Origin of the sequence: Clostridioides sp. ES-S-0048-02, from assembly GCF_020658495.1 — a bacterium.
Classification (GTDB): domain Bacteria; phylum Bacillota; class Clostridia; order Peptostreptococcales; family Peptostreptococcaceae; genus Clostridioides.
The window spans coordinates 1-18,029 of sequence record NZ_JACVWH010000030.1; the positions used below are offsets into that span (position 1 = coordinate 1).

The window sequence follows — 18,029 nt, forward strand, 5'->3', positions numbered from 1 at the left end:
CCTGCTTTACTTTGTGTTGCAACTGTCCTAGGAATACTTATGCCTACTTGTTTATAACACCACTGAGTAAACCCAGAACAATCAAAAGTGTTAGGTCCTTCTGCTCCTCGAGCATATTTACAACCTAATTTACTTTTAGCTATACTAACTAGTTTATCTTCTTTAGAATTATTTGCATTACTGCCTTGATTATTACCTTGAATTTGATAAGTTTCTTCTTCCTCTCCATTTATAATTATATACCCTTTTCTTTTGCCAAACCTATTGCACTCACTTGCTGTAGACATTAATATATCTATATCATAAACTCCTGAGGAAGATATATTAATAGCACTTCCATTATCTCTAACTGTATAGGTTTTTCCATCTATAGATGAACCTGGTAATATTACTTTGATTTTATCATTTAGCTTTATAAATGGATGGTCCTTTAAAAACTTTTCACTATACCAACTTTTATAATATTTCTTTACATCCATAGGAGCTGCACAAGTTTGATTTTTAGGCACTAATTTTTTTCCAGTACAATCTTTATCTCCGCCTTCTATACCAGGTCCAGGATAATATGCTGTAAATAATGCTGGTACTTTTCTTCCTGTATTTGTTTTCGTAGTACTTTGTACAGGACCATTTTTCTTTTCATCTTTATTGTTAGTATTTCCACTTGAGTATGAGCTTGAAGAATAAGAAGCAAATTCGTCTCCATCAACAAGAGTTAAATCCATAAAATGTGAATTATTTTCAAAAGTATGTTTAACTTTCTCAACTAACATATAATTTTGTAATTCAATATCTCCTAAATTCAAAAAAACAGGTACCAAACAACCTGCTCTCACTCTAATATCTCCAATTGCGTTTTTTAAACTTAGCGACTTAGTTTTCTTATTATATAATTTTAAAAGTATATCACACTTTTGTTTTATCTCTGCTTCACTCATGTTTTTGTCTACTGTATCAAATAGTTGTAGGATACCCCAACTCCTCATATGCGTTGAGTCTTGAGCAATATACACATCTCTTTTACCTGACTCCTCGTTGTCTCTTACAAGTTTGATTTTTGTATAAGTATCACTATCTATACTTGAATTATAGTCAAAGTCCTCGATTACATCATTATTCATGACAGTATCTAATTTCATTGATGCAACATTCTTTAATGTTATTCTTCCAAAATCATCATACAAGGTATACATTTCCTTTTTCTCTCTTAGAGTATCATCTAGTGCAGTTAATATCATATCAAATAAAGTTTTATTTTCTTCAACTCTCGATATTTTATATTTTGTATCTTCTATGACATTGTATTTTAAATTAAAATCTTTAGCTAACATTTTTATAAGTTCGCTGGCAGTTTTATTAATATATACATAAGTATCTTTATTCTTAAAATATCTTAACTGGTCGTAAGCAACAATTTTAATGTGATTTTCTTTGTCTCTTTTCTTCTGAAATATATATCCATAGAATATACCTACACCTTTGTAATACAGCCTTACAGAGTTACCTTCACAAAACTCTAATATATCATCCATTACTATAGTAAACTCTAACTTAGAAGGTGTTCCTCGTCTTTCTATTTCCCATGTAATTCCATCTAAAACAACTGGTTCGTAAAAATCTTCCCAATGTGCTATGACTAATCTTACATCTCTATCATTCGCTAGAACTAATTCATCAGACAAGCCTCAACACCTGCCCTTTGTAAATAGTATATTTAGGTACTTTTTTACCCTTGTTAGCCTTATCCATCATACTTTTATTTAACTCATATACCTTCTTATACAGCGAACCATTACCAAGTTGTTTCTGACAAATTGACCAAAGACTATCTCCAGCCTTGACTGTGTATGTTTTAGCGTTTGGTGAATTGACTGAATCAACTCGTTTTGGCTCTATTTTTACATTAGGTCTACCAGTATCATTAGTAGTTTTAGGTGTAGCAGGAACTAATTTTTTAGTTGAATAATCTCTATATTGTTTCAATTTTATTGCAACTTTTGTATCTGAACCATTTTCTGCATCTTCTACTATGTTATATTCCTCCAAAGATACTTTCATATTAGTGTTAAATAAGACCTTGTTACCTAACTCACGAGATACAATAAACTGGAATGGCTTACAATCTGTTTTTAATAGTTCTAGTTTACTTAAAAAGAATTGTACATCCCTAAATTGTCCTCTACAAAATGGTAATTTATTATGTGTAAATTCTGCTTCAAAACTTATTTCAGATAGACCAGGAGTCTTTAATATGTTTACTTCTCCATCATTTATAAGGTCTACAGTTTTATTTTTATTTGTTGTTTTTATTTCTAATTTTCCAGGTGTGATTGGTAATTGTACTCCATCTAAATAAAAATCATAAGCCACGACTATGCCTCCTTCCTAAACTATTCCCTCAGCAGATACAACCATAGCGTCATTCAGTTTCTCAGTTAAGACATTAACTATTCCATCTAAGTCAGTATCTTTGCTTATGTTATTTGTGTTGTTCATGTCAATTTTAATGTTTACTCCTGTAAATCGATTGATAGTCTCTTGTTCTGCAATGTCTCTAAGATATTTAAGGTCTTCTTGACTTTTATCCATTGTTTTAGCCATTTTTGCAGTATTGCCTGCGGTATCTTTTGCTCCTTTGGCAGCATCTCCAAGTGGAGAATTAAGCCCTGCTGAACCAATTCCATCTCCTAAACCATACTTTTTATCCCATAAATCATCTAACCCTAACTTTTTCTTTGCATCTTCTGCCATTTTGCTAATATCAAATTTATCTTTTATATTAGTTTCTAGTTTATCGCCCCACTTATACCCTGTATCCCATGCCTTCCCATAATTAAATCGTTCAAAATGTAGTTTACTAGGGTCCATTCTTTCAACTTTTATCTTAGCTTCTCCTGCTACTTTATCAGTCCATCCTTGTAGTGTATCTTGCCATCCACTTACTGCATCTGCTAAGTTTGAACCAAATACAGTATCAAATGCACTAGCGATACTTCTTATAATACCTAATACAGCATTAGCCATTCCAGATACCGCTCTTAGAACAGAACCAATTGGGTCATCTAAAAAATTAGCAAAGAACTCTGCAAAGCCTGCTAGAGTATTGTATATTAAAGCTACAATATCTATCATTAAATTCCCTGTTGCAACAAACAAATTTCCTACAAAAGCAGCTGCAACTGATATTGCTCCTGCTACTGCACCAATAGCACTTATACTCGTCCCTGCAAAATGGTTGAATATAGCTATGCCTACAAAAACTGCTGCTATGACTAAAGCTATTACAGCTACAACCATTACTATTGTTGTGATTAAAAGTATCATTGAGCCACTCAAAGCATCTGTTGCTATTGCAGCTGCAATACTCATCATTATATTTGTAAGCAACGAACCATTTAGTAGATTCGTCCAAAACGCTTGTAAAGCTGTCCAACCTACTTGAACAGCTGTTACTATAGCACCTGCTAAAATAGCAGCTTTGTATAGTCCCCATAATACAATACTAGTAATTAATAAAGGTTGTATTATACTCCAACCTTGCGCAATAAAATTAACGACACTTCCTATAGTTGTCAATAGCCATCCAAATCCTTGAACAACTATCCCTATCGAAACGAGCATCATATTAGCGAATCCTTGAAAAACTGGGCTACTTAATAGAGTAATAAATCCATTAAAAATATCAAACCCAACAGCTCCTAAAATATATAAAGTATCTATCAGATTATCTATAAAGGTTCGAAATCCCTTACTAGACATGGATTGTTCTATCTTTTTCTGTATAACACCAAATATCATAATTGCGTTATTTTTAATTGAAGTCCAAATTTGATTAAAGGTGTAAGGCATCTTTTCAAATTCTGCATTAGTCTGTTCCGCTGCTGCAAGTAATGAGTTTTTCACAATGTCAGCTGTAAGCATTCCTTCACTTGCCATGCTCCTTATTTTTCCTATGTCCACGTCGAGGTAATCCGCGATAGATTGGATAATATTAGGTGCTGACTCAAACACTGCATTCAGTTCCTCACCTCTTAGAACGCCACTTCCCAGTCCTTGTGTTAGCTGTAGTAAAGCTGAATTTGTTTCTTCTGTCGTTGCTCCTGCAATTACGAATTTTTTATTTAATTGTTCAGCAAATGCTACTATTTCTTTTGTACTACTAAATGCCTTACCTGCATTCATTCCAACACGAGTTACAATTTTTGCAGTATCCAAATAAGATGCCCTTGCTCTTTCTGCTGATTGAAATATCATTTTATTAAGTCCACTATCTGATTGTTGCCCATCATTTATCATGCTGAGCCTTGCATTAGTGTTAGTCATTTGGTCACTTAAATTAATCAAACTACCAATACTTTTCAGCCCTATGTAAGCTCCTGCAACCTTTTTGATATTACCTAATAGTGTATCCGTAGAACTTGCTCCTTTATTAATATCTTCATTAAATTTTTTTTGCTGTTCATCAGTTTTACTTATTTTTTGTTCTATTCTTGTAAGAATACTTTCTATATTATTTAAACTTTGTTGAGATGCTTGTATCCCACCAGCATTTATAGGACTGTGTAATCTTTGTTGTAATCTCTCTAAACTATTAATTGTTGTGTTAATAGATGTAGTCATATTACGGAAAGCTGGTGTCATTCCATCAAAAATTTTTATTGAAGTTTGTATAGTAGCCATATTTTCAACCTCCTTTCTAATTCTTGTTATAAAAAAAGCATCTACTTAATAAGTAAATGCTTTTATCTCTAATATTTATTTTTTACCTGCCCAAAATTGTTTTCCACAATTCAAACATGTAACTCTAACTTTCTTTGCTCCTAAATTTCCAGCTGCTAAACCTATACCACCAGTTAGACTTGCTCCTACTACTGCTTTTCCTATACCAAAACCTTTTTTATGTGCTGATAAAGATGTTGAACCACAACTAGGACAACAAGCTATTTTTTCTTTCTCTTTCTTTTCATCTTTAGCCCTTCTAATTTTTGACATATCATCTTCTTTTTTTCTTTTTTCTTCAAGCATTTCAGCATTTTCATCATAATATTTTTGATATGGCTCTTCTAATATTTTTCTACAATCTTCTAAATCTATTCCAGTTAATTCTTTTAACCTTCTTATAGACGAAGCTTTTATAAAATTAGTTTCTTGCATTATACGTTGTAAACTAACACCTTTTAAGTCATATTCTTTATCTTTAGTAATACTTTCATTTGACATTTTTATATCATCTATTTTATTTCCACATTCACTACAAAACTTGCTTCCTTTTAAACACTTTACTCCACACTTACTACAAAATATATATTCTACTGTATCATTCATAAAATATCTCCTTCATTTTATAATATATTCATTTTTGAATAAATTACTTCATTTTATAAACATACTTATTCCCATCAAATGTAAAATTTAATATCACTGGCTTATCACTTGTTTTTACTTCATCAGGGCAATCAATTATAAATCTAACTCCCTTCGTTTCTAAAGGGTCAATACTAGTAATATTATCATAAGTAAAACCTGTTGTTTCATCTTCTACTATTGTTTGTGATGAATATTTATATCCATCATTATAGTCTGCTTCGATAGTTAGTAAATCTGAACAATTTAACTCTTGTTTTTGAGTATTTTTTATATCAGCAGCAATATCAATATATACTTTACCTGACTCAGCAGGATAATGTGTATAGAAACTTTCCTTAACTTTTGGTAACACATCATAAGAGAATTCAACCTTATTAATAGTGATTTCCATTTTATCTGAAACAATTTTTTCTCCTATGACTACTTCTTTATCCTTTTTTTCTTCTTTTTTTGGTTTATTATCTTTGTTACTACTCTCTAGACTTTCTGAATTAGAACACCCTACAATAGCCAAACAGATAACTATAAAAATAGAAACTAAAAAACATGCTTTTTTCTTCATAATATAATATCCCCCTAAATTATATTCTTTAACAATATTATACTATATTGGTAAAATTTTTACATTAGAGATTATCTTCTTCTACCTCTCTTTGCATCTTTGTCAGCTTTTTTAGCTTCTTCTTTTTCTTCTTCTACTTTGATATCTATAGATGCAGCAACAAATGCTTTTTCATCAACTGGCAAATCCATATATTCATGCGGTTTCCACTTAAACTTGTGAAGGCAATAATGAGCTATGTTAGAATCATAATCGCCTTCTTCAATTAGTTTTTTGCTTCTTCTACCTTATCCTCAAATGAATTGTCAAAACCATTTATATCTAGTACCTCTTGCACATATTCTGTATATTCGCCTGGTGTAAGCATTGCTTTAAGCAGTTGATTTGCTCCCATAACTCTATAACTATCTTGCAACATTGAGTCATTCAAATCAGGAAAAACTGTACAAGCTATACTTAGTTCTTCGTAATATTTATTATAGTCAGTTACAGTGTTGTATTGTCCTGTGTGTTTTCCTTTTTTATTTAAAATGGGTTCTCTCTTTGGACAATTTTTTCTTATTATATTATCTTCTTCTGAAGATAATGCTCTTATTTCCCATTCTATTGGTTTCCCATCTTCATCTATAAATCTATTACTTGCTACATACTTTCTATTCTCTACTTTTATTGCATTTTGACTTAAAAAAGCGTTTAAATCTCCCATATTATTCTACCTCCATAACTAAATATTTTGTTTCTTTTTCTATTGTTGTAATACCATCTTCATTTATTTGAATTTTTATTGTAATTGGTTTTAATGATGAACCTTCAATTGTGTCAAGTGCAAGTTTATCAGCAATATCTACTAAATATAGACCTGCTTTTCTATACATTTCTCCTACACATTCTTCTATAGGTCTTTTCTTACTATAATCAAAATAAATTGAATCTTTTATCTCATATTTATCTTTAATTTTAACCATCTCCTATTCTTATAAATAAAAAATACACATCTATAATTTATAAATGTGTATTTTATTCCATTCCTTTAAGCAATGAAAAGGATTCGACCAATTCCCAGTCCTCAAAAGTGAAATCCATATCTTCATCCAAATACTCACCATCGGCATCAAATTTAGTAATTATTCCACTATCCATATTGCAATCTTTAAGTATTACTGTTTGTCTTCCTACAGCTGATGTAGGGTCTTCATTTGTAACTTGTATGTCAAAATAAATATCCTCGCCAGTTTCTTTGTATTTATAAAGTAATTCCCTAAAAATAGAAGTATTATAATGGAAAGTTGAACTTCCGGTATTTGTAGTACTAGTTGTTTTGTTTCCTTTTGTTGTTTTCCCTAGAATTGGAACTTCACTTTTATTCTTCTCCACTTTAGCTTCTAAATTAATAGCTTGCATAAAATTGTATCTTTTACCTTCTATTGTTACAAAACATTGTGCTAAAGATGCACTTATTGTATCTTTAACATTCATAGGTGCGTTTTTAGACATCTATAACCACTCTCCTCTCTAGCTTACTGAAACAGTCATATAAAGTTTGCTCATTGCATTAATAACTTTTACAGCATCACTTACTACAACTGTTTTTTTATCATTTCCAAGTTCTACAGATACATCATCTGATTTAAAATCTTCTATTGCCCTTATATTCTCTAATTCTTTATGATGCTTAACAACATCGTTCCAAAAACTAATTCTTCCTGCCTTATCATTCGGAACTTTACCTAAGTACTTTTCATTAAATAAAGTTGCAATATCATTGGCAATTTGGTCAAGTACTCTAACACTTTGGTTACTTGAAAAATCGTCATTCTTCTCATCTGTAAAACTTACAAAAGTATTTATATCCTCTAACACATGAACTTCGTCACCAACTTTATGAAATATAAACTTACCAGTTTTTAAAGCTTCTTCTAACTGTATTTGAGTATAGTTAACATCAACATCAAACTCGCCATCATACTTTTTGTTAGTATTAGATTTATTTATATCACATCCAGCTATAGCCCCAGTAGCCCAATAAACTAAACTAGATTCAACTAAATCTTTATCTTTAATCTTATTTTCTACAGATACTACACCTTCGTAATCTGAATCACTTTTCTTATATAATACAGTTTGAAACTTAGCTCCTACCTTATCTCTCATTCTTTTTGTAAACTCTACAAACAAACTTTTAATCTCTGATGTTGTAGCCAAACACCCTAAAGCATTAAAGCTATAACTTTCTATTTTATCTAAGAAAGCTTGGTATTCTGCTCCTGTAACTACTTCTCCATTAGTCCCATTTGTAAATACTAACCCTGCACTTGCTTCTAGTGTTGCATCCTTTTTCCAAATGACATAATCATTATCTTCTAAATCTGTAATCACTTTAGCTATTTGAGTATCTACCTTCTTATTATCTAAAAGTGTTACAACATCAAACTTAGTGTTATCATCAACATTGGTTGTTACTATTACCTTTAAGTCATTACCTCTTATTCCACTATACTTCGCTATAGCAATACTACAACTAGCTTTAATACCTTTATTTAGTTTAAAAAAGTATCCTAGTCGTATATTTTTAAATAAGTCTCTAAGACCTTTCAACTTCTCATGTGTGTAATCATATCCAAATAACTTTGTTGAATACTTCTCGAAATCATCACTAGTCACTTGAAATACTTCTTCATCAATGCCCCAATCAAGTTCAATTGGCATTGCTACAATACCTCTATCACTAAGTGAGCTGGTTGCCCTTGTAGCACTTACAAAATTTATATAGCTACCTGGCAATACTTTATTCTGTGTTATAAATGTTCCTCCACCTAAAGCCAAATTAACTCACTCCTTTCATAAAATTATTTATCATATCTTCTACTTCTGAAAAAGAATATAACTCATTTTCTTGTAAAATTGCATTTAACAAATCTTTTCTATTTACATACTTCTTAGAATTAACTATCTGCTCTTTGCTAAATTTGTAATTTTCTTCTTTACTTAATGTTTTACTCAAGTTTATCACCTCTCTTTAGACCACCAAATAACTCTACTGTGTCCATCTTATCTGTATTATTGCTTTTCATAGTGAAATAGTTGTAATCAACAAAGAAATGTAGTACATTATCCACGACTTCAAAGTTCATATTTGTACCTCTTACTAAATCTTCATCAATTTCTATATACTCTAATTCCTCTAGTAACATTTCAGCTATCTCATTTATTTCAAAATTCTTACCTTTTGAACGGGGTAAGTAATATACATCAAATGAATTTTTCTTCAACTCTCTGCCATTTGGATATGATGTTTTACTTGAATTTATAGGAACAATAAAAAAACAAGGTTCATTTATACCTTGCTCTACATCTTCACTGTAAATTGTGTAACTATCTCCAAATGACTTATCTAATTTTACTGATATCCCATCAATTATATTATTAAGCATCAAATACCTTCTTTAATAAAATCATTAATTTTTTCTCTATTATTGCATCTGCTTCTCCTCTTAATTCCATTACTGAAATAGTCATCATATATTTTCCTTTTACCAAACCTTTAAGATTTCTAGTTCTATGTCCAAACTCAACGTGGCTAGCATAAGGAACTGGATTCTTTACCTCTATAACATAATTGTCTCCGACTTTAGTAACAGGAAGTGACCTAGCATAAGCTATCCCACCCCAACCTTCTTTTAAGGTTCCAGTCTTTTTTGGTGTACGCCCACTCTTCCTAGCTTTACGAACAAGTCTTGCAGCTAATTCTCTTGCACAATCTTTTAAAAATCTATCAAGCTGACTGTTTTCTAATCTTTGTAATTTCCTTTGTAGCTTCTTTAGTTCTTTAAAATCAACACTTCCACCTCTAGCCATTATGCTTTATCCTCTAGTAATTCCAATATTACCTCTTGATGATTTGGATATATCGCAGATTCGCCACTTCTTACATACTCTTTTGTAACATTATTTTGATTAGTTATAGTAAGCTTTGAACCTGCTTTAACGTTTATATTTGGAGATATAAAGAGTTTAATTGTTTGCCCTAGCTTAGCTACTTTCCCTTCTGTAGCAGAAACTATATTTTTATATGAAAGCTTACATGGTTGATTTTCTAATGCAACTACTTCTTTATTATTAGTTCGTTTTGTAATAGGGTCTTTGACTGGTTGGTACTCTACTATAGTGCATTTATCTCTATATAACAGTTCTATTGCTTTCCTTGCTTTATCCATTATTTCCACCTGATTTTTCTGTATCTGTTTAATTGTGCTTTGTAATCTTTGAGTAAAGATTCCTTAAATTCACTTGCTGAACTTCTGTAGGAAACAGATGTATCACCTTCTGATATAGAAGAAATAGAGCCTAGAGCAATATCTTCACTTCCTAGACTCTCATTTTTATACATATCTATAGCCATTCTTAAAACAGTACTATTTAACCCTTCGGGAATAACAGATATATTGCAATAATTTTTGACCATTTCCTCTACATCTTCTAATACAAACTCTAATATAGCATCTTTTGAATCATCTTCCCTGCTAAACCCTAAAAGCTTTTTTAGTCTTTCAACTTCCATATTAACACCTCTAATTTATTGTACCCATAAGTACTTGGTCGGCATAAGGAAAACTAGGCAGGGCTGTTGCAACTGCTTTTATCCACTTAGCGACTGGGTCAGCAGTAGAGTATTGTTCTACAATTATATTACCAACAGAACTAATATCTATTGCTGGATTTTTTCTTAATTCCAATTCTTCTGCTGTTAGTCCAAAGAAAGTGTCCCCCATTTTGCCATCAGGCATAAGTATGAATTTATTTTCATCTAAAAATCTCTTTGTTGTGTATTTACCATCCCTACCTTGTACTCTGTATCTTTCATCATAGGTAAAAATAGTTGGAAGAGATTGAGAAGCTAAAAATGTATTTAATTCATTTAAAGTAAGTAGTTTATCACTATTTACACCAAATATAGCTTTTCTTAGTTTTTCATCCCTTAATATCATATTTAAGATAGATTTAGAAGTTAATGCCCTTGTTGGAGTAAATCCAGTATCTAAAACTATTTTATCAGTCATATTATCTATATCTCCTAATATATCTGGTGTCCCACTAGACCAAGTTTTTGTTTCTTTATGATTTGTTGGAGTTCCATATTTTAAAGAAGCTTTAACTCCATTTTCATTTATATTCAATTCTCCAGTTGATAAAACTTCCATTCTCATTGCTTCTACTCTAGTATTTACACTTGATACAAGGCTATCAACATCATTAAATATTTTATTTATCATTTGAGTTTCTTCTTGAGAATTTCTTGGTTGTTCAAGTACAATTATATCTTTTTCATCTAGCTTTATTTTTCTTTTTACAAGTGCAAGTTCAGCTATACTTAAATTAGCACCTTCTCTTGATGCGATTTCTGCTTCTGTATCAAACGCATGAACACTTGCTGATACTGGAAGATTAGATGCACCTTTTATCATCTTTATTTCAAGCCCTTCTATCTTTTGAGTTGGAAACAATAAATCTCCCATTGTTTCTTTTAGTTTTCTAGTCTTTGTATAGTTTATCAGTTCTTGAACTGATAATAATTCCTCTACTCTTGCCATATTTCATCCTCCTACATAAATTTAATATTTGGTAATTTTGTCTTTATAGTTTCTATAGCTTCTTTTACATACTCACCTTGCAATCTTTCAATTATCACATAACCTTCTACCATTGATGCAACTGCCTGTGGTCCATAAGTAACATCTACAGTTGCAAATATAATCCCTACAGGGTCTTCTGATAATGTGTATGTATAGCTACCCGAAGAACCTGCTCTAGTTATCTTTACTACCTTTCCACTTTCACCTAATAAACTTCCTGCTAATACATACTTTCTGCCATTTTCATCAGCCACTACATCTGTATCTAATGCTGTTTTTGTAAAGTTAATATAGTGTTGAGAAGCTAGAAACTCTGGTGTATTATTAAAACTTACCTCTTTAAAATACATACTTTATCCTCCTTTTTATTTTATTCTCCATGCGTCAGCATATGGATTTTTAGAACCTTCCTCATTTTTTTCTTTTGCAATATTTTCAGCCCTGCTCAATGTGTTTTTATTGCCATTATCAGGATTGTAATTTATCTTAGTTTCTCCTGTTTTTATTAAGAAAGACTTTTGAGTTGCCCAATTATCAGTCTGTTCCTTTAGCCCTGTAAAAGTACCATTTTCATATTTTACCTTTTCTAAATCAAGTTCTGCCTTTGCTGCTTTAGTACTGTGAACATTAAGTTTAATAAGTTCATTTTCTAGTGCCATATCGAATTCTCTTTGTTCTTTTTCTTGTAACTTAACTTTGTAATCTTCATCTTTTTCAGTTAGTTTAGTTTCATATTCTTTTTTAAGTTCTTCAATCTGCTCTTTTGTCATTCCATCCTTAAAACCTTCAATTGCTTCCTTAGATGCTTTTAGTTCATCTTTTGCCTTCTCATACTCAATTTTAGGAATATAACTTCCTAACTCTTTTAGTGACTCAGCTTCTACTTTCTTTGCATCTTCTTCACTAAGACCTAATGCAATTAATTCATCTTTTTTCATTTTATTTAATATCTCCTTTCATTTTTTTCAAAATAAAAAAGCCTCTTAAAGACTTTTATCTAATGGTTTATTTAATTCTTCTGTTACTCTCTTTAAAATTTCATCAGAAACTTCGTCTATATTAGCTTTATTTTCTTTTTTTAATTTATTGCAAAGAATACCTACACTAACATTAGCAATACAATTAATAACGATTTGTACTACACAAACTACAACTATAACTTGAGTTAATATACACATTAAAATCACCTACCTTTTTTATCTAATAACTTATCTTAGTTTTCCCTTCTTTAGCAAAACGTGTTTTTATATCTTTAGATGCTGTCTCTCTTATATACTCCAAATCCTCATCAGAAAGTTACTTTGTAGGACTTTTTATTTTTATTTTTGTTTCATTAATTTTTTCTTTTCCAAATATTCTATTTAAATTTTCTTCTAAATTTCTCACTGCTTCGTTAAATATGTCAATTTCTTTTGTAGCACTTTTTATATTTTCCTCAAAATCTGTTGTATCTAGCTCCAACTTAGCTGAAAATTCTAAGTTATTTTTCTTAACCTTTTCTTTATCAATGTATCTATTCTTTTGTTCTAAATTTTCAGCATAATTTGTTAAATTTTCAATAGTTGCAGTATATTCAACTTTTTGATATGTCATTTCAAATATATCGGCTTTACAAGGATATATTTCTCCTTTTACACCTTGTATAATGTAATCTCCTATATTAGCTTGATATATTACCCCTTCAAGAGTTCTTATGAATAATTTAGCCTCCCCCTTAGCAATAGAGTGTTCAACCCAAGCGTTGCCACGTTCAATCTCTTTTCGTATCCATACTGTTGGTTCTACATCTATGTCAAATCTAAAAGCTTCCACTTCAATTGCTTTCTTTACAAATCTAGCCATTTATTCATCCTCCTTAAATCCTACAATTTCAAGTTTCATTTCTGGACATATTAACCTTACCTCTTTTGATACCATCTCACTTGGATATTTGAAAACTTTATCAGAAATCTTTGTTTTTTCATCATCTAAATCCTCATAATACTTTTCAAATTCCCCACATGCACAAGAATAGATTTTACCTTCACTATCTTTTATAATCCAATCTCTATTATTTGCTCTAATGACTCCATTTCCATACTTTATACAGATAGTTTTCTTTACTTCACCTTTACGATTCATAGAGTTTAAAGATTCATCAAGCCATATAGTTCCCTTCTCAAAAGCTTGATAAAACCATCTAGGAGTGTTTGGACTTCCTAATATCCATTTAAAAGCTTCTACTTCCTCGGATTTCTTTTTAAACTTAGCCATATTACTTATTCCTCCTTAAAGCTTTAACCATATTTTCATTACTAACAAGCAAAGAATATGGTATGAGTATCACACCTAAAATAAAATTGAGTAGTGGGAATAAAGCTAGAAAAATAAAATTATATTTTTTTCTTTTTCTAACATTCATACTTTTAAATAATTCAATTAATTCCTTGTTACCATCAACCCTCATTTTTAATAAGTAAAGCCCTGTACAAAATACAATTATTGACAAAATATATAATTTAAGCATTTCAAATCACCCTCTCAATAAATTTTCACATAATAAAATCACCTACTTAGTTAGTAAGTGTTTTTAACGTGTTTCTCATACCATTCTTTATACTTCATACTTGATGGCACATAATAAGTCTCACCGTCTTCTTCTCTTGCAGCCCTATAACTTTCTTCACCATCAAAATATGGTACTATTACACATCTACATCTAGGATGAAATGGTGGAGCTGTAATTCCTATTTCATAATACTTCATCTCAATTATTTTACCATCAAGAGGGCTGCACCTTTTCTCACAAACCCTACTATCTGATGCACTTACTATTTCATATTTCTCAACTCCTAAACTATTAAAACAGTCCCTTTGACTTAATGAACTAAAAAATGCAAGCTCAGATTTTACTAATAGTTTAGCTTCATTTTTACTTGTATTAAAGTTTTTGGTTATTTCATTTATAAAACGATTAGGCGATTCACCATTAATCAATGTCTGCTTTAATCCTTTATCAAGCTCACTTATTAACCTTGGTCTATGTTTATTCCATATTCTATTACTAAAATTTATTCCATCAGTAGTCCAAGGATTGCTAACTATTTTATCAATATTGTTCATGCTAAGCATGGTTATCGCCAATCCAATGCCAATACCTTTTTGAGTCTCAAAAGCAGTATGATAATAACTATCTTTATATGTGTCTGTTATAAGTCTGTTTACATCCTCATACTCTTTTGAGTATAATACTTCAACTTGATGTCTTAGCTTTAATTCTAATGATTTTAACCTGCTTATACGAACCCTTTTAACTGCACTTTCTAGTTCTTTCATCCACTTTTGACTAATTGTATTTTCTTCTCCATACTTGATATATTCTTCTAATGATAATTTAAGTTCAGTTAATTCCTTTGAATTTAATAACTTTTCAGCTTCTTGCATACTCATTTTATTATCTTTAGCAAATTTCATATACCAATTATTTATTTCTCTAAGGATATTGTAAAGTATTATGTCATATTGCTTTTCTAATTCCTTGTTAAAGGTATCACCTTTGTTATGAACATCTTCTTCTAACTGATTAAAAATCTTTATCCAGTAATCCATATTATTCATTTATAGGCTCACCTTCTTTAGTTTTCTTTTTAGTTGGAAAAGCATCTTCATATTCTTTCATACTTTCTTCTTTTTCTTTTTTAATTTGTTTTTCTTCTTCTTCAGCATTATCTACAAGCGGATGATTTTTTAAATTAGTCTTTTCTGATACTATTCCAACACTCTTAGAGCATATCTCTGCTAACTCCAAGTCATTTTGAATCATATTTCTAGTCCAAGTCTGTAAAACCCTTTTAGGAGAATATCCTAAATATCTACATATCATTCTAACCAGTTTAGCGAACCCTAGTCTAAACTCAGTTTCCATTAAACCTGCTTTTAATTCTAATAAAGTGTATAGAAATTTAAGTGCTACACCACTTGTATTCGCAAAATTTTCGGGTTTAGGGTCAACGCCTTGACCTTGTACATATATTTGCTTTTCAGTTGTTTTAAGAAGTGAGTCCCTAGCTTCTATTGGAATATTTATTGTAATTGTACTTAGTCCACTCTTATCATCTGCACCACTACTTTGTAAATCAATAGTTTTATATTCTTTAAGTCCTTTTAAGAACTCTGTTAAGTCTGCACCTCCATAATTTGTAAGAACAAAAATAACTTCTTGTATATCTTCAATATCATTCACAAAACCACTATAAACTTTGTCATATACATCAATGAGGTGTTTAACATTATCTAAATCTCTTACCTCTAAATCATTGTTTGGAAATTCAATAAAGGGGACTTCTCCAAAGTTATGTTTGTACACATTAGTTTGAGTTTCAAGTTTATTATCTAAGTTTTTCTCTATAAATTTATTAAGTATCTCTAATCCATTAATGTTACTATTTCCATCTTTATTTTGATAAGTATAACAACATTCATCTGTCCAATACTCATAGATTACATATTCTTTTCCTTCATCATCAGTCTTTTCATACTCTCTAAGTACTGCAAGAAGCTTTCTGTTTAAATCTGAGGAATATATTGCTCTTATTTGGCGAGGGTTTATATTAGCATATTGGAAGTCATTGTTATCATCCTCCCAAACATGTAGCCATGCTTTAGAGCATATACTAGCATTTTTTCCTAGTGTCTTAGCTTCTTTTGGGTATCTATCACCTAAAATATCAGTTATTTTTGAATTTATGCCATCATCTCCAACATCAAATGTAGGAGGATAAGTGAACAGATATGATATTTTTTGATTAACTAAAAAACCAAACCAATTAAATGGTATTCTATTGTCTGCATTTCGTAACGGATTATTGGCTGTATTTACTTTACCAATATTGTTAGGGCTTCTATCTCTTATAATATCATTTTCATTTTTATAGTACTTTTCAGCTTCATCAGCCTTTTTGACAAAGTTATTATGTTTACTATTAGTTTGTTCAATTAACTTTTTTATTACATCTAGTTCCAATTTATCACCTTCTTCCATTTGGAGTAAGCACTTTAATTCCTGTACCTAATGAATCTGTATAAATAGCATATCTAAGTGCGTCTAATACATCGTCCCATTGTTTAATTGGCTCGCCTGTATTTTTATTCCAAGCGTACATAAAAATTTCTTTTCTAAATAAATTAACATTCTCATAAACTATAAATAAAGTATTAGTTTTAAACCTTTTTGCAACTGCTTCAATACCCGACAATCTCGCTTTGTTAGCATTAAAAGCTTTTATCCCATTTCTTTTAAATGCTGCCAAATGTTCAGGTCTAGCACTGTCACAATAAAACTTTATATTTCCATATTTCTCTTTTATACTCTTAGCTTTATCTATCCAATAATCAATTTCTTTGTGTTGAGCTGAGTGTTCTTCTAATAAGTATAAGTTGCCTTTATCATCCTCACCAATTACAACAATAGCTCCAAAGTGTTCATAACCCCAGTCAACACCTGCAAAGTATCTTACAAAGTTAATATCATTCAATTTATCTTTAGATATATAATGTATATCTTTATTGAAATCTTGATAAACAAGCCCATCTGCTGAAACCCATAAGCCATTTATGTCCCTATCATAAAAAACACCGCTAGGAGTAGTTTTTTTAATATTTTCTCTATATCTTTCACTCAAAAATATATTATCATCTAATGTGTAATGGAAAGATTGAATAGCTTTCCCATCTGTCTTGTCTACAAAATCAGTTTTCAACCAATGCTCGGGTTGGTCGGGGTTAGTATCTACAAGTATTCTAGCACCCTCACCACTGCATCTTGACTTTATTTCATTGAAAACCACTTCATTTGCAACTGTACCTTCGTTTATGTATGCACCAAACGAAGTCATACCTCTTATTCTCCCCAAATCATTTGTTTTTGAGTGTCCAAAACAACATACTTGAACTCCAAAAAGTACAAATCTATTATGTTTATCAAACTTAAATTCAATATCATACTTATTTGTAAGTTCATTTAGTACATTCCTTTGTAAAGCTCCTAAATCTGCACCTGCTAAAATATACTGAGGAAGCTTAATGTCTAGTTTATTAGCTATCTTTCTGACCCTTCTAAGTTCAAGCAAGAATAAATCATTATCAATTATTGTTTTACCAGTCCTCTTAGCTCCATAATTTATTAACATGAAATAGTCATTATTTAAAGCAAAATCAAGGACTTCAATCTGTTTACTATGATATAATTCATCAATCATTTTTTATCACACTTTCAAGTTTATCAAAGTATCTATCAAGTTTATCCTCTTTACTTTCTTGACTATTTATCTTTGATTTTAATACTTCTACTCTTGCTCTTTGCTCATCTGTAGCTAAATTCCAATCCTTATGAATCATTTCATCATACTGCTTAATTAAACTCCTTAACTCACTCATTGCCCTACTCTGTGCATTAAGAAAAGATGCTTGCCTATCCCATGCAAATTGAAATT

The 18,029-nt window shown here is 30.6% G+C and carries 24 protein-coding genes and 1 pseudogene; all 25 read right to left on the bottom strand.

The features are described from left to right. A partial coding sequence (locus tag IC173_RS19290; RefSeq protein WP_227856127.1) for an NlpC/P60 family protein occupies positions 1-1,682 on the bottom strand: 1,682 nt, incomplete at its 3' end. Then, the gene (locus IC173_RS19295; protein WP_227856128.1) at positions 1,675-2,370 is read right to left on the bottom strand and encodes a LysM peptidoglycan-binding domain-containing protein; all 696 of its coding nucleotides are present in this window, start codon (positions 2,368-2,370) and stop codon (positions 1,675-1,677) included. The genes IC173_RS19290 and IC173_RS19295, both read right to left, overlap by 8 nt. A 15-nt stretch (positions 2,371-2,385) precedes the next feature. After that, entirely contained in the window at positions 2,386-4,680 is a 2,295-nt protein-coding gene (locus tag IC173_RS19300; protein ID WP_227856129.1) for a tape measure protein, read from the bottom strand. A gap of 75 nt (positions 4,681-4,755) precedes the next feature. After that, the gene (locus tag IC173_RS19305) at positions 4,756-5,325 is read right to left on the bottom strand and encodes a zinc ribbon domain-containing protein (RefSeq protein WP_227856130.1); all 570 of its coding nucleotides are present in this window, start codon (positions 5,323-5,325) and stop codon (positions 4,756-4,758) included. 43 nt (positions 5,326-5,368) lie between these two features. Continuing rightward, complete coding sequence (locus tag IC173_RS19310; RefSeq protein ID WP_074105528.1) at positions 5,369-5,929, bottom strand: hypothetical protein; 561 nt, start codon at positions 5,927-5,929, stop codon at positions 5,369-5,371. 265 nt (positions 5,930-6,194) lie between these two features. Further along, positions 6,195-6,635: a phage tail assembly chaperone gene (locus IC173_RS19315; RefSeq protein ID WP_227831612.1), complete on the bottom strand. Its 441-nt coding sequence runs from the start codon at positions 6,633-6,635 to the stop codon at positions 6,195-6,197. Position 6,636: 1 nt separating this feature from the next. Further along, positions 6,637-6,894, bottom strand: a complete 258-nt coding sequence (locus IC173_RS19320) for a hypothetical protein (protein ID WP_227856131.1) — start codon at positions 6,892-6,894, stop codon at positions 6,637-6,639. A 52-nt stretch (positions 6,895-6,946) separates the two neighbouring features. Next, complete coding sequence (locus tag IC173_RS19325) at positions 6,947-7,423, bottom strand: phage tail tube protein (protein ID WP_227831613.1); 477 nt, start codon at positions 7,421-7,423, stop codon at positions 6,947-6,949. A gap of 18 nt (positions 7,424-7,441) precedes the next feature. Continuing rightward, entirely contained in the window at positions 7,442-8,752 is a 1,311-nt protein-coding gene (locus IC173_RS19330) for a phage tail sheath family protein (RefSeq protein WP_227856132.1), read from the bottom strand. Between the two features lies 1 nt (position 8,753). Then, on the bottom strand, positions 8,754-8,939 hold the full coding sequence (locus IC173_RS19335; RefSeq protein ID WP_413927560.1) for a hypothetical protein: 186 nt from the start codon (positions 8,937-8,939) through the stop codon (positions 8,754-8,756). Beyond that, positions 8,923-9,360: a DUF6838 family protein gene (locus tag IC173_RS19340; RefSeq protein ID WP_227856134.1), complete on the bottom strand. Its 438-nt coding sequence runs from the start codon at positions 9,358-9,360 to the stop codon at positions 8,923-8,925. Before IC173_RS19340 ends, IC173_RS19335 begins: the two co-directional genes overlap by 17 nt. Continuing rightward, complete coding sequence (locus tag IC173_RS19345; protein WP_227856135.1) at positions 9,353-9,784, bottom strand: HK97 gp10 family phage protein; 432 nt, start codon at positions 9,782-9,784, stop codon at positions 9,353-9,355. The genes IC173_RS19340 and IC173_RS19345 overlap by 8 nt, the downstream gene beginning before the upstream one ends. Further along, entirely contained in the window at positions 9,784-10,143 is a 360-nt protein-coding gene (locus IC173_RS19350; protein WP_227856136.1) for a hypothetical protein, read from the bottom strand. The genes IC173_RS19345 and IC173_RS19350 overlap by 1 nt, the downstream gene beginning before the upstream one ends. Continuing rightward, positions 10,143-10,487: a phage head-tail connector protein gene (locus tag IC173_RS19355; RefSeq protein ID WP_227856137.1), complete on the bottom strand. Its 345-nt coding sequence runs from the start codon at positions 10,485-10,487 to the stop codon at positions 10,143-10,145. Before IC173_RS19355 ends, IC173_RS19350 begins: the two co-directional genes overlap by 1 nt. A 10-nt stretch (positions 10,488-10,497) precedes the next feature. After that, complete coding sequence (locus IC173_RS19360; RefSeq protein ID WP_227856138.1) at positions 10,498-11,517, bottom strand: major capsid protein; 1,020 nt, start codon at positions 11,515-11,517, stop codon at positions 10,498-10,500. Between the two features lie 11 nt (positions 11,518-11,528). Next, a complete protein-coding gene (locus tag IC173_RS19365) occupies positions 11,529-11,909 on the bottom strand; it encodes a head decoration protein (RefSeq protein ID WP_227856139.1) in 381 nt (126 codons plus the stop codon). A 15-nt stretch (positions 11,910-11,924) separates the two neighbouring features. Continuing rightward, positions 11,925-12,497 (bottom strand): phage scaffolding protein, encoded by a 573-nt coding sequence (locus IC173_RS19370; protein ID WP_227856140.1) that lies wholly within the window; start codon positions 12,495-12,497, stop codon positions 11,925-11,927. Positions 12,498-12,542: 45 nt separating this feature from the next. After that, complete coding sequence (locus tag IC173_RS19375) at positions 12,543-12,737, bottom strand: hypothetical protein (protein WP_227856141.1); 195 nt, start codon at positions 12,735-12,737, stop codon at positions 12,543-12,545. 118 nt (positions 12,738-12,855) lie between these two features. Further along, complete coding sequence (locus IC173_RS19380; protein ID WP_227856142.1) at positions 12,856-13,401, bottom strand: hypothetical protein; 546 nt, start codon at positions 13,399-13,401, stop codon at positions 12,856-12,858. Next, a complete protein-coding gene (locus IC173_RS19385) occupies positions 13,402-13,812 on the bottom strand; it encodes a hypothetical protein (RefSeq protein WP_227482680.1) in 411 nt (136 codons plus the stop codon). A 1-nt stretch (position 13,813) separates the two neighbouring features. After that, on the bottom strand, positions 13,814-14,065 hold the full coding sequence (locus IC173_RS19390) for a hypothetical protein (RefSeq protein WP_107612983.1): 252 nt from the start codon (positions 14,063-14,065) through the stop codon (positions 13,814-13,816). 50 nt (positions 14,066-14,115) lie between these two features. After that, positions 14,116-15,156, bottom strand: a complete 1,041-nt coding sequence (locus tag IC173_RS19395) for a minor capsid protein (RefSeq protein WP_227856143.1) — start codon at positions 15,154-15,156, stop codon at positions 14,116-14,118. After that, the gene (locus IC173_RS19400; RefSeq protein ID WP_227856144.1) at positions 15,149-16,579 is read right to left on the bottom strand and encodes a phage portal protein; all 1,431 of its coding nucleotides are present in this window, start codon (positions 16,577-16,579) and stop codon (positions 15,149-15,151) included. Before IC173_RS19400 ends, IC173_RS19395 begins: the two co-directional genes overlap by 8 nt. Further along, the gene (locus IC173_RS19405; protein ID WP_227856145.1) at positions 16,566-17,795 is read right to left on the bottom strand and encodes a PBSX family phage terminase large subunit; all 1,230 of its coding nucleotides are present in this window, start codon (positions 17,793-17,795) and stop codon (positions 16,566-16,568) included. Before IC173_RS19405 ends, IC173_RS19400 begins: the two co-directional genes overlap by 14 nt. Further along, positions 17,788-18,029, bottom strand: a pseudogene (locus IC173_RS19410) (hypothetical protein); the annotation flags it as partial. The pseudogene IC173_RS19410 and the gene IC173_RS19405, both read right to left, overlap by 8 nt.

What these genes read in the sequence shown, in the direction of transcription:
- IC173_RS19300 (WP_227856129.1), bottom strand. Translation starts at nt 4,680, where the DNA reads ATGGCTACTATACAAACTTCAATAAAAATTTTTGATGGAATGACACCA.
- IC173_RS19305 (WP_227856130.1), bottom strand. Translation starts at nt 5,325, where the DNA reads ATGAATGATACAGTAGAATATATATTTTGTAGTAAGTGTGGAGTAAAG.
- IC173_RS19310 (WP_074105528.1), bottom strand. Translation starts at nt 5,929, where the DNA reads ATGAAGAAAAAAGCATGTTTTTTAGTTTCTATTTTTATAGTTATCTGT.
- IC173_RS19315 (WP_227831612.1), bottom strand. Translation starts at nt 6,635, where the DNA reads ATGGGAGATTTAAACGCTTTTTTAAGTCAAAATGCAATAAAAGTAGAG.
- IC173_RS19320 (WP_227856131.1), bottom strand. Translation starts at nt 6,894, where the DNA reads ATGGTTAAAATTAAAGATAAATATGAGATAAAAGATTCAATTTATTTT.
- IC173_RS19325 (WP_227831613.1), bottom strand. Translation starts at nt 7,423, where the DNA reads ATGTCTAAAAACGCACCTATGAATGTTAAAGATACAATAAGTGCATCT.
- IC173_RS19340 (WP_227856134.1), bottom strand. Translation starts at nt 9,360, where the DNA reads ATGCTTAATAATATAATTGATGGGATATCAGTAAAATTAGATAAGTCA.
- IC173_RS19345 (WP_227856135.1), bottom strand. Translation starts at nt 9,784, where the DNA reads ATGGCTAGAGGTGGAAGTGTTGATTTTAAAGAACTAAAGAAGCTACAA.
- IC173_RS19350 (WP_227856136.1), bottom strand. Translation starts at nt 10,143, where the DNA reads ATGGATAAAGCAAGGAAAGCAATAGAACTGTTATATAGAGATAAATGC.
- IC173_RS19355 (WP_227856137.1), bottom strand. Translation starts at nt 10,487, where the DNA reads ATGGAAGTTGAAAGACTAAAAAAGCTTTTAGGGTTTAGCAGGGAAGAT.
- IC173_RS19360 (WP_227856138.1), bottom strand. Translation starts at nt 11,517, where the DNA reads ATGGCAAGAGTAGAGGAATTATTATCAGTTCAAGAACTGATAAACTAT.
- IC173_RS19365 (WP_227856139.1), bottom strand. Translation starts at nt 11,909, where the DNA reads ATGTATTTTAAAGAGGTAAGTTTTAATAATACACCAGAGTTTCTAGCT.
- IC173_RS19370 (WP_227856140.1), bottom strand. Translation starts at nt 12,497, where the DNA reads ATGAAAAAAGATGAATTAATTGCATTAGGTCTTAGTGAAGAAGATGCA.
- IC173_RS19375 (WP_227856141.1), bottom strand. Translation starts at nt 12,737, where the DNA reads ATGTGTATATTAACTCAAGTTATAGTTGTAGTTTGTGTAGTACAAATC.
- IC173_RS19380 (WP_227856142.1), bottom strand. Translation starts at nt 13,401, where the DNA reads ATGGCTAGATTTGTAAAGAAAGCAATTGAAGTGGAAGCTTTTAGATTT.
- IC173_RS19385 (WP_227482680.1), bottom strand. Translation starts at nt 13,812, where the DNA reads ATGGCTAAGTTTAAAAAGAAATCCGAGGAAGTAGAAGCTTTTAAATGG.
- IC173_RS19390 (WP_107612983.1), bottom strand. Translation starts at nt 14,065, where the DNA reads ATGCTTAAATTATATATTTTGTCAATAATTGTATTTTGTACAGGGCTT.
- IC173_RS19395 (WP_227856143.1), bottom strand. Translation starts at nt 15,156, where the DNA reads ATGAATAATATGGATTACTGGATAAAGATTTTTAATCAGTTAGAAGAA.
- IC173_RS19400 (WP_227856144.1), bottom strand. Translation starts at nt 16,579, where the DNA reads ATGGAAGAAGGTGATAAATTGGAACTAGATGTAATAAAAAAGTTAATT.
- IC173_RS19405 (WP_227856145.1), bottom strand. Translation starts at nt 17,795, where the DNA reads ATGATTGATGAATTATATCATAGTAAACAGATTGAAGTCCTTGATTTT.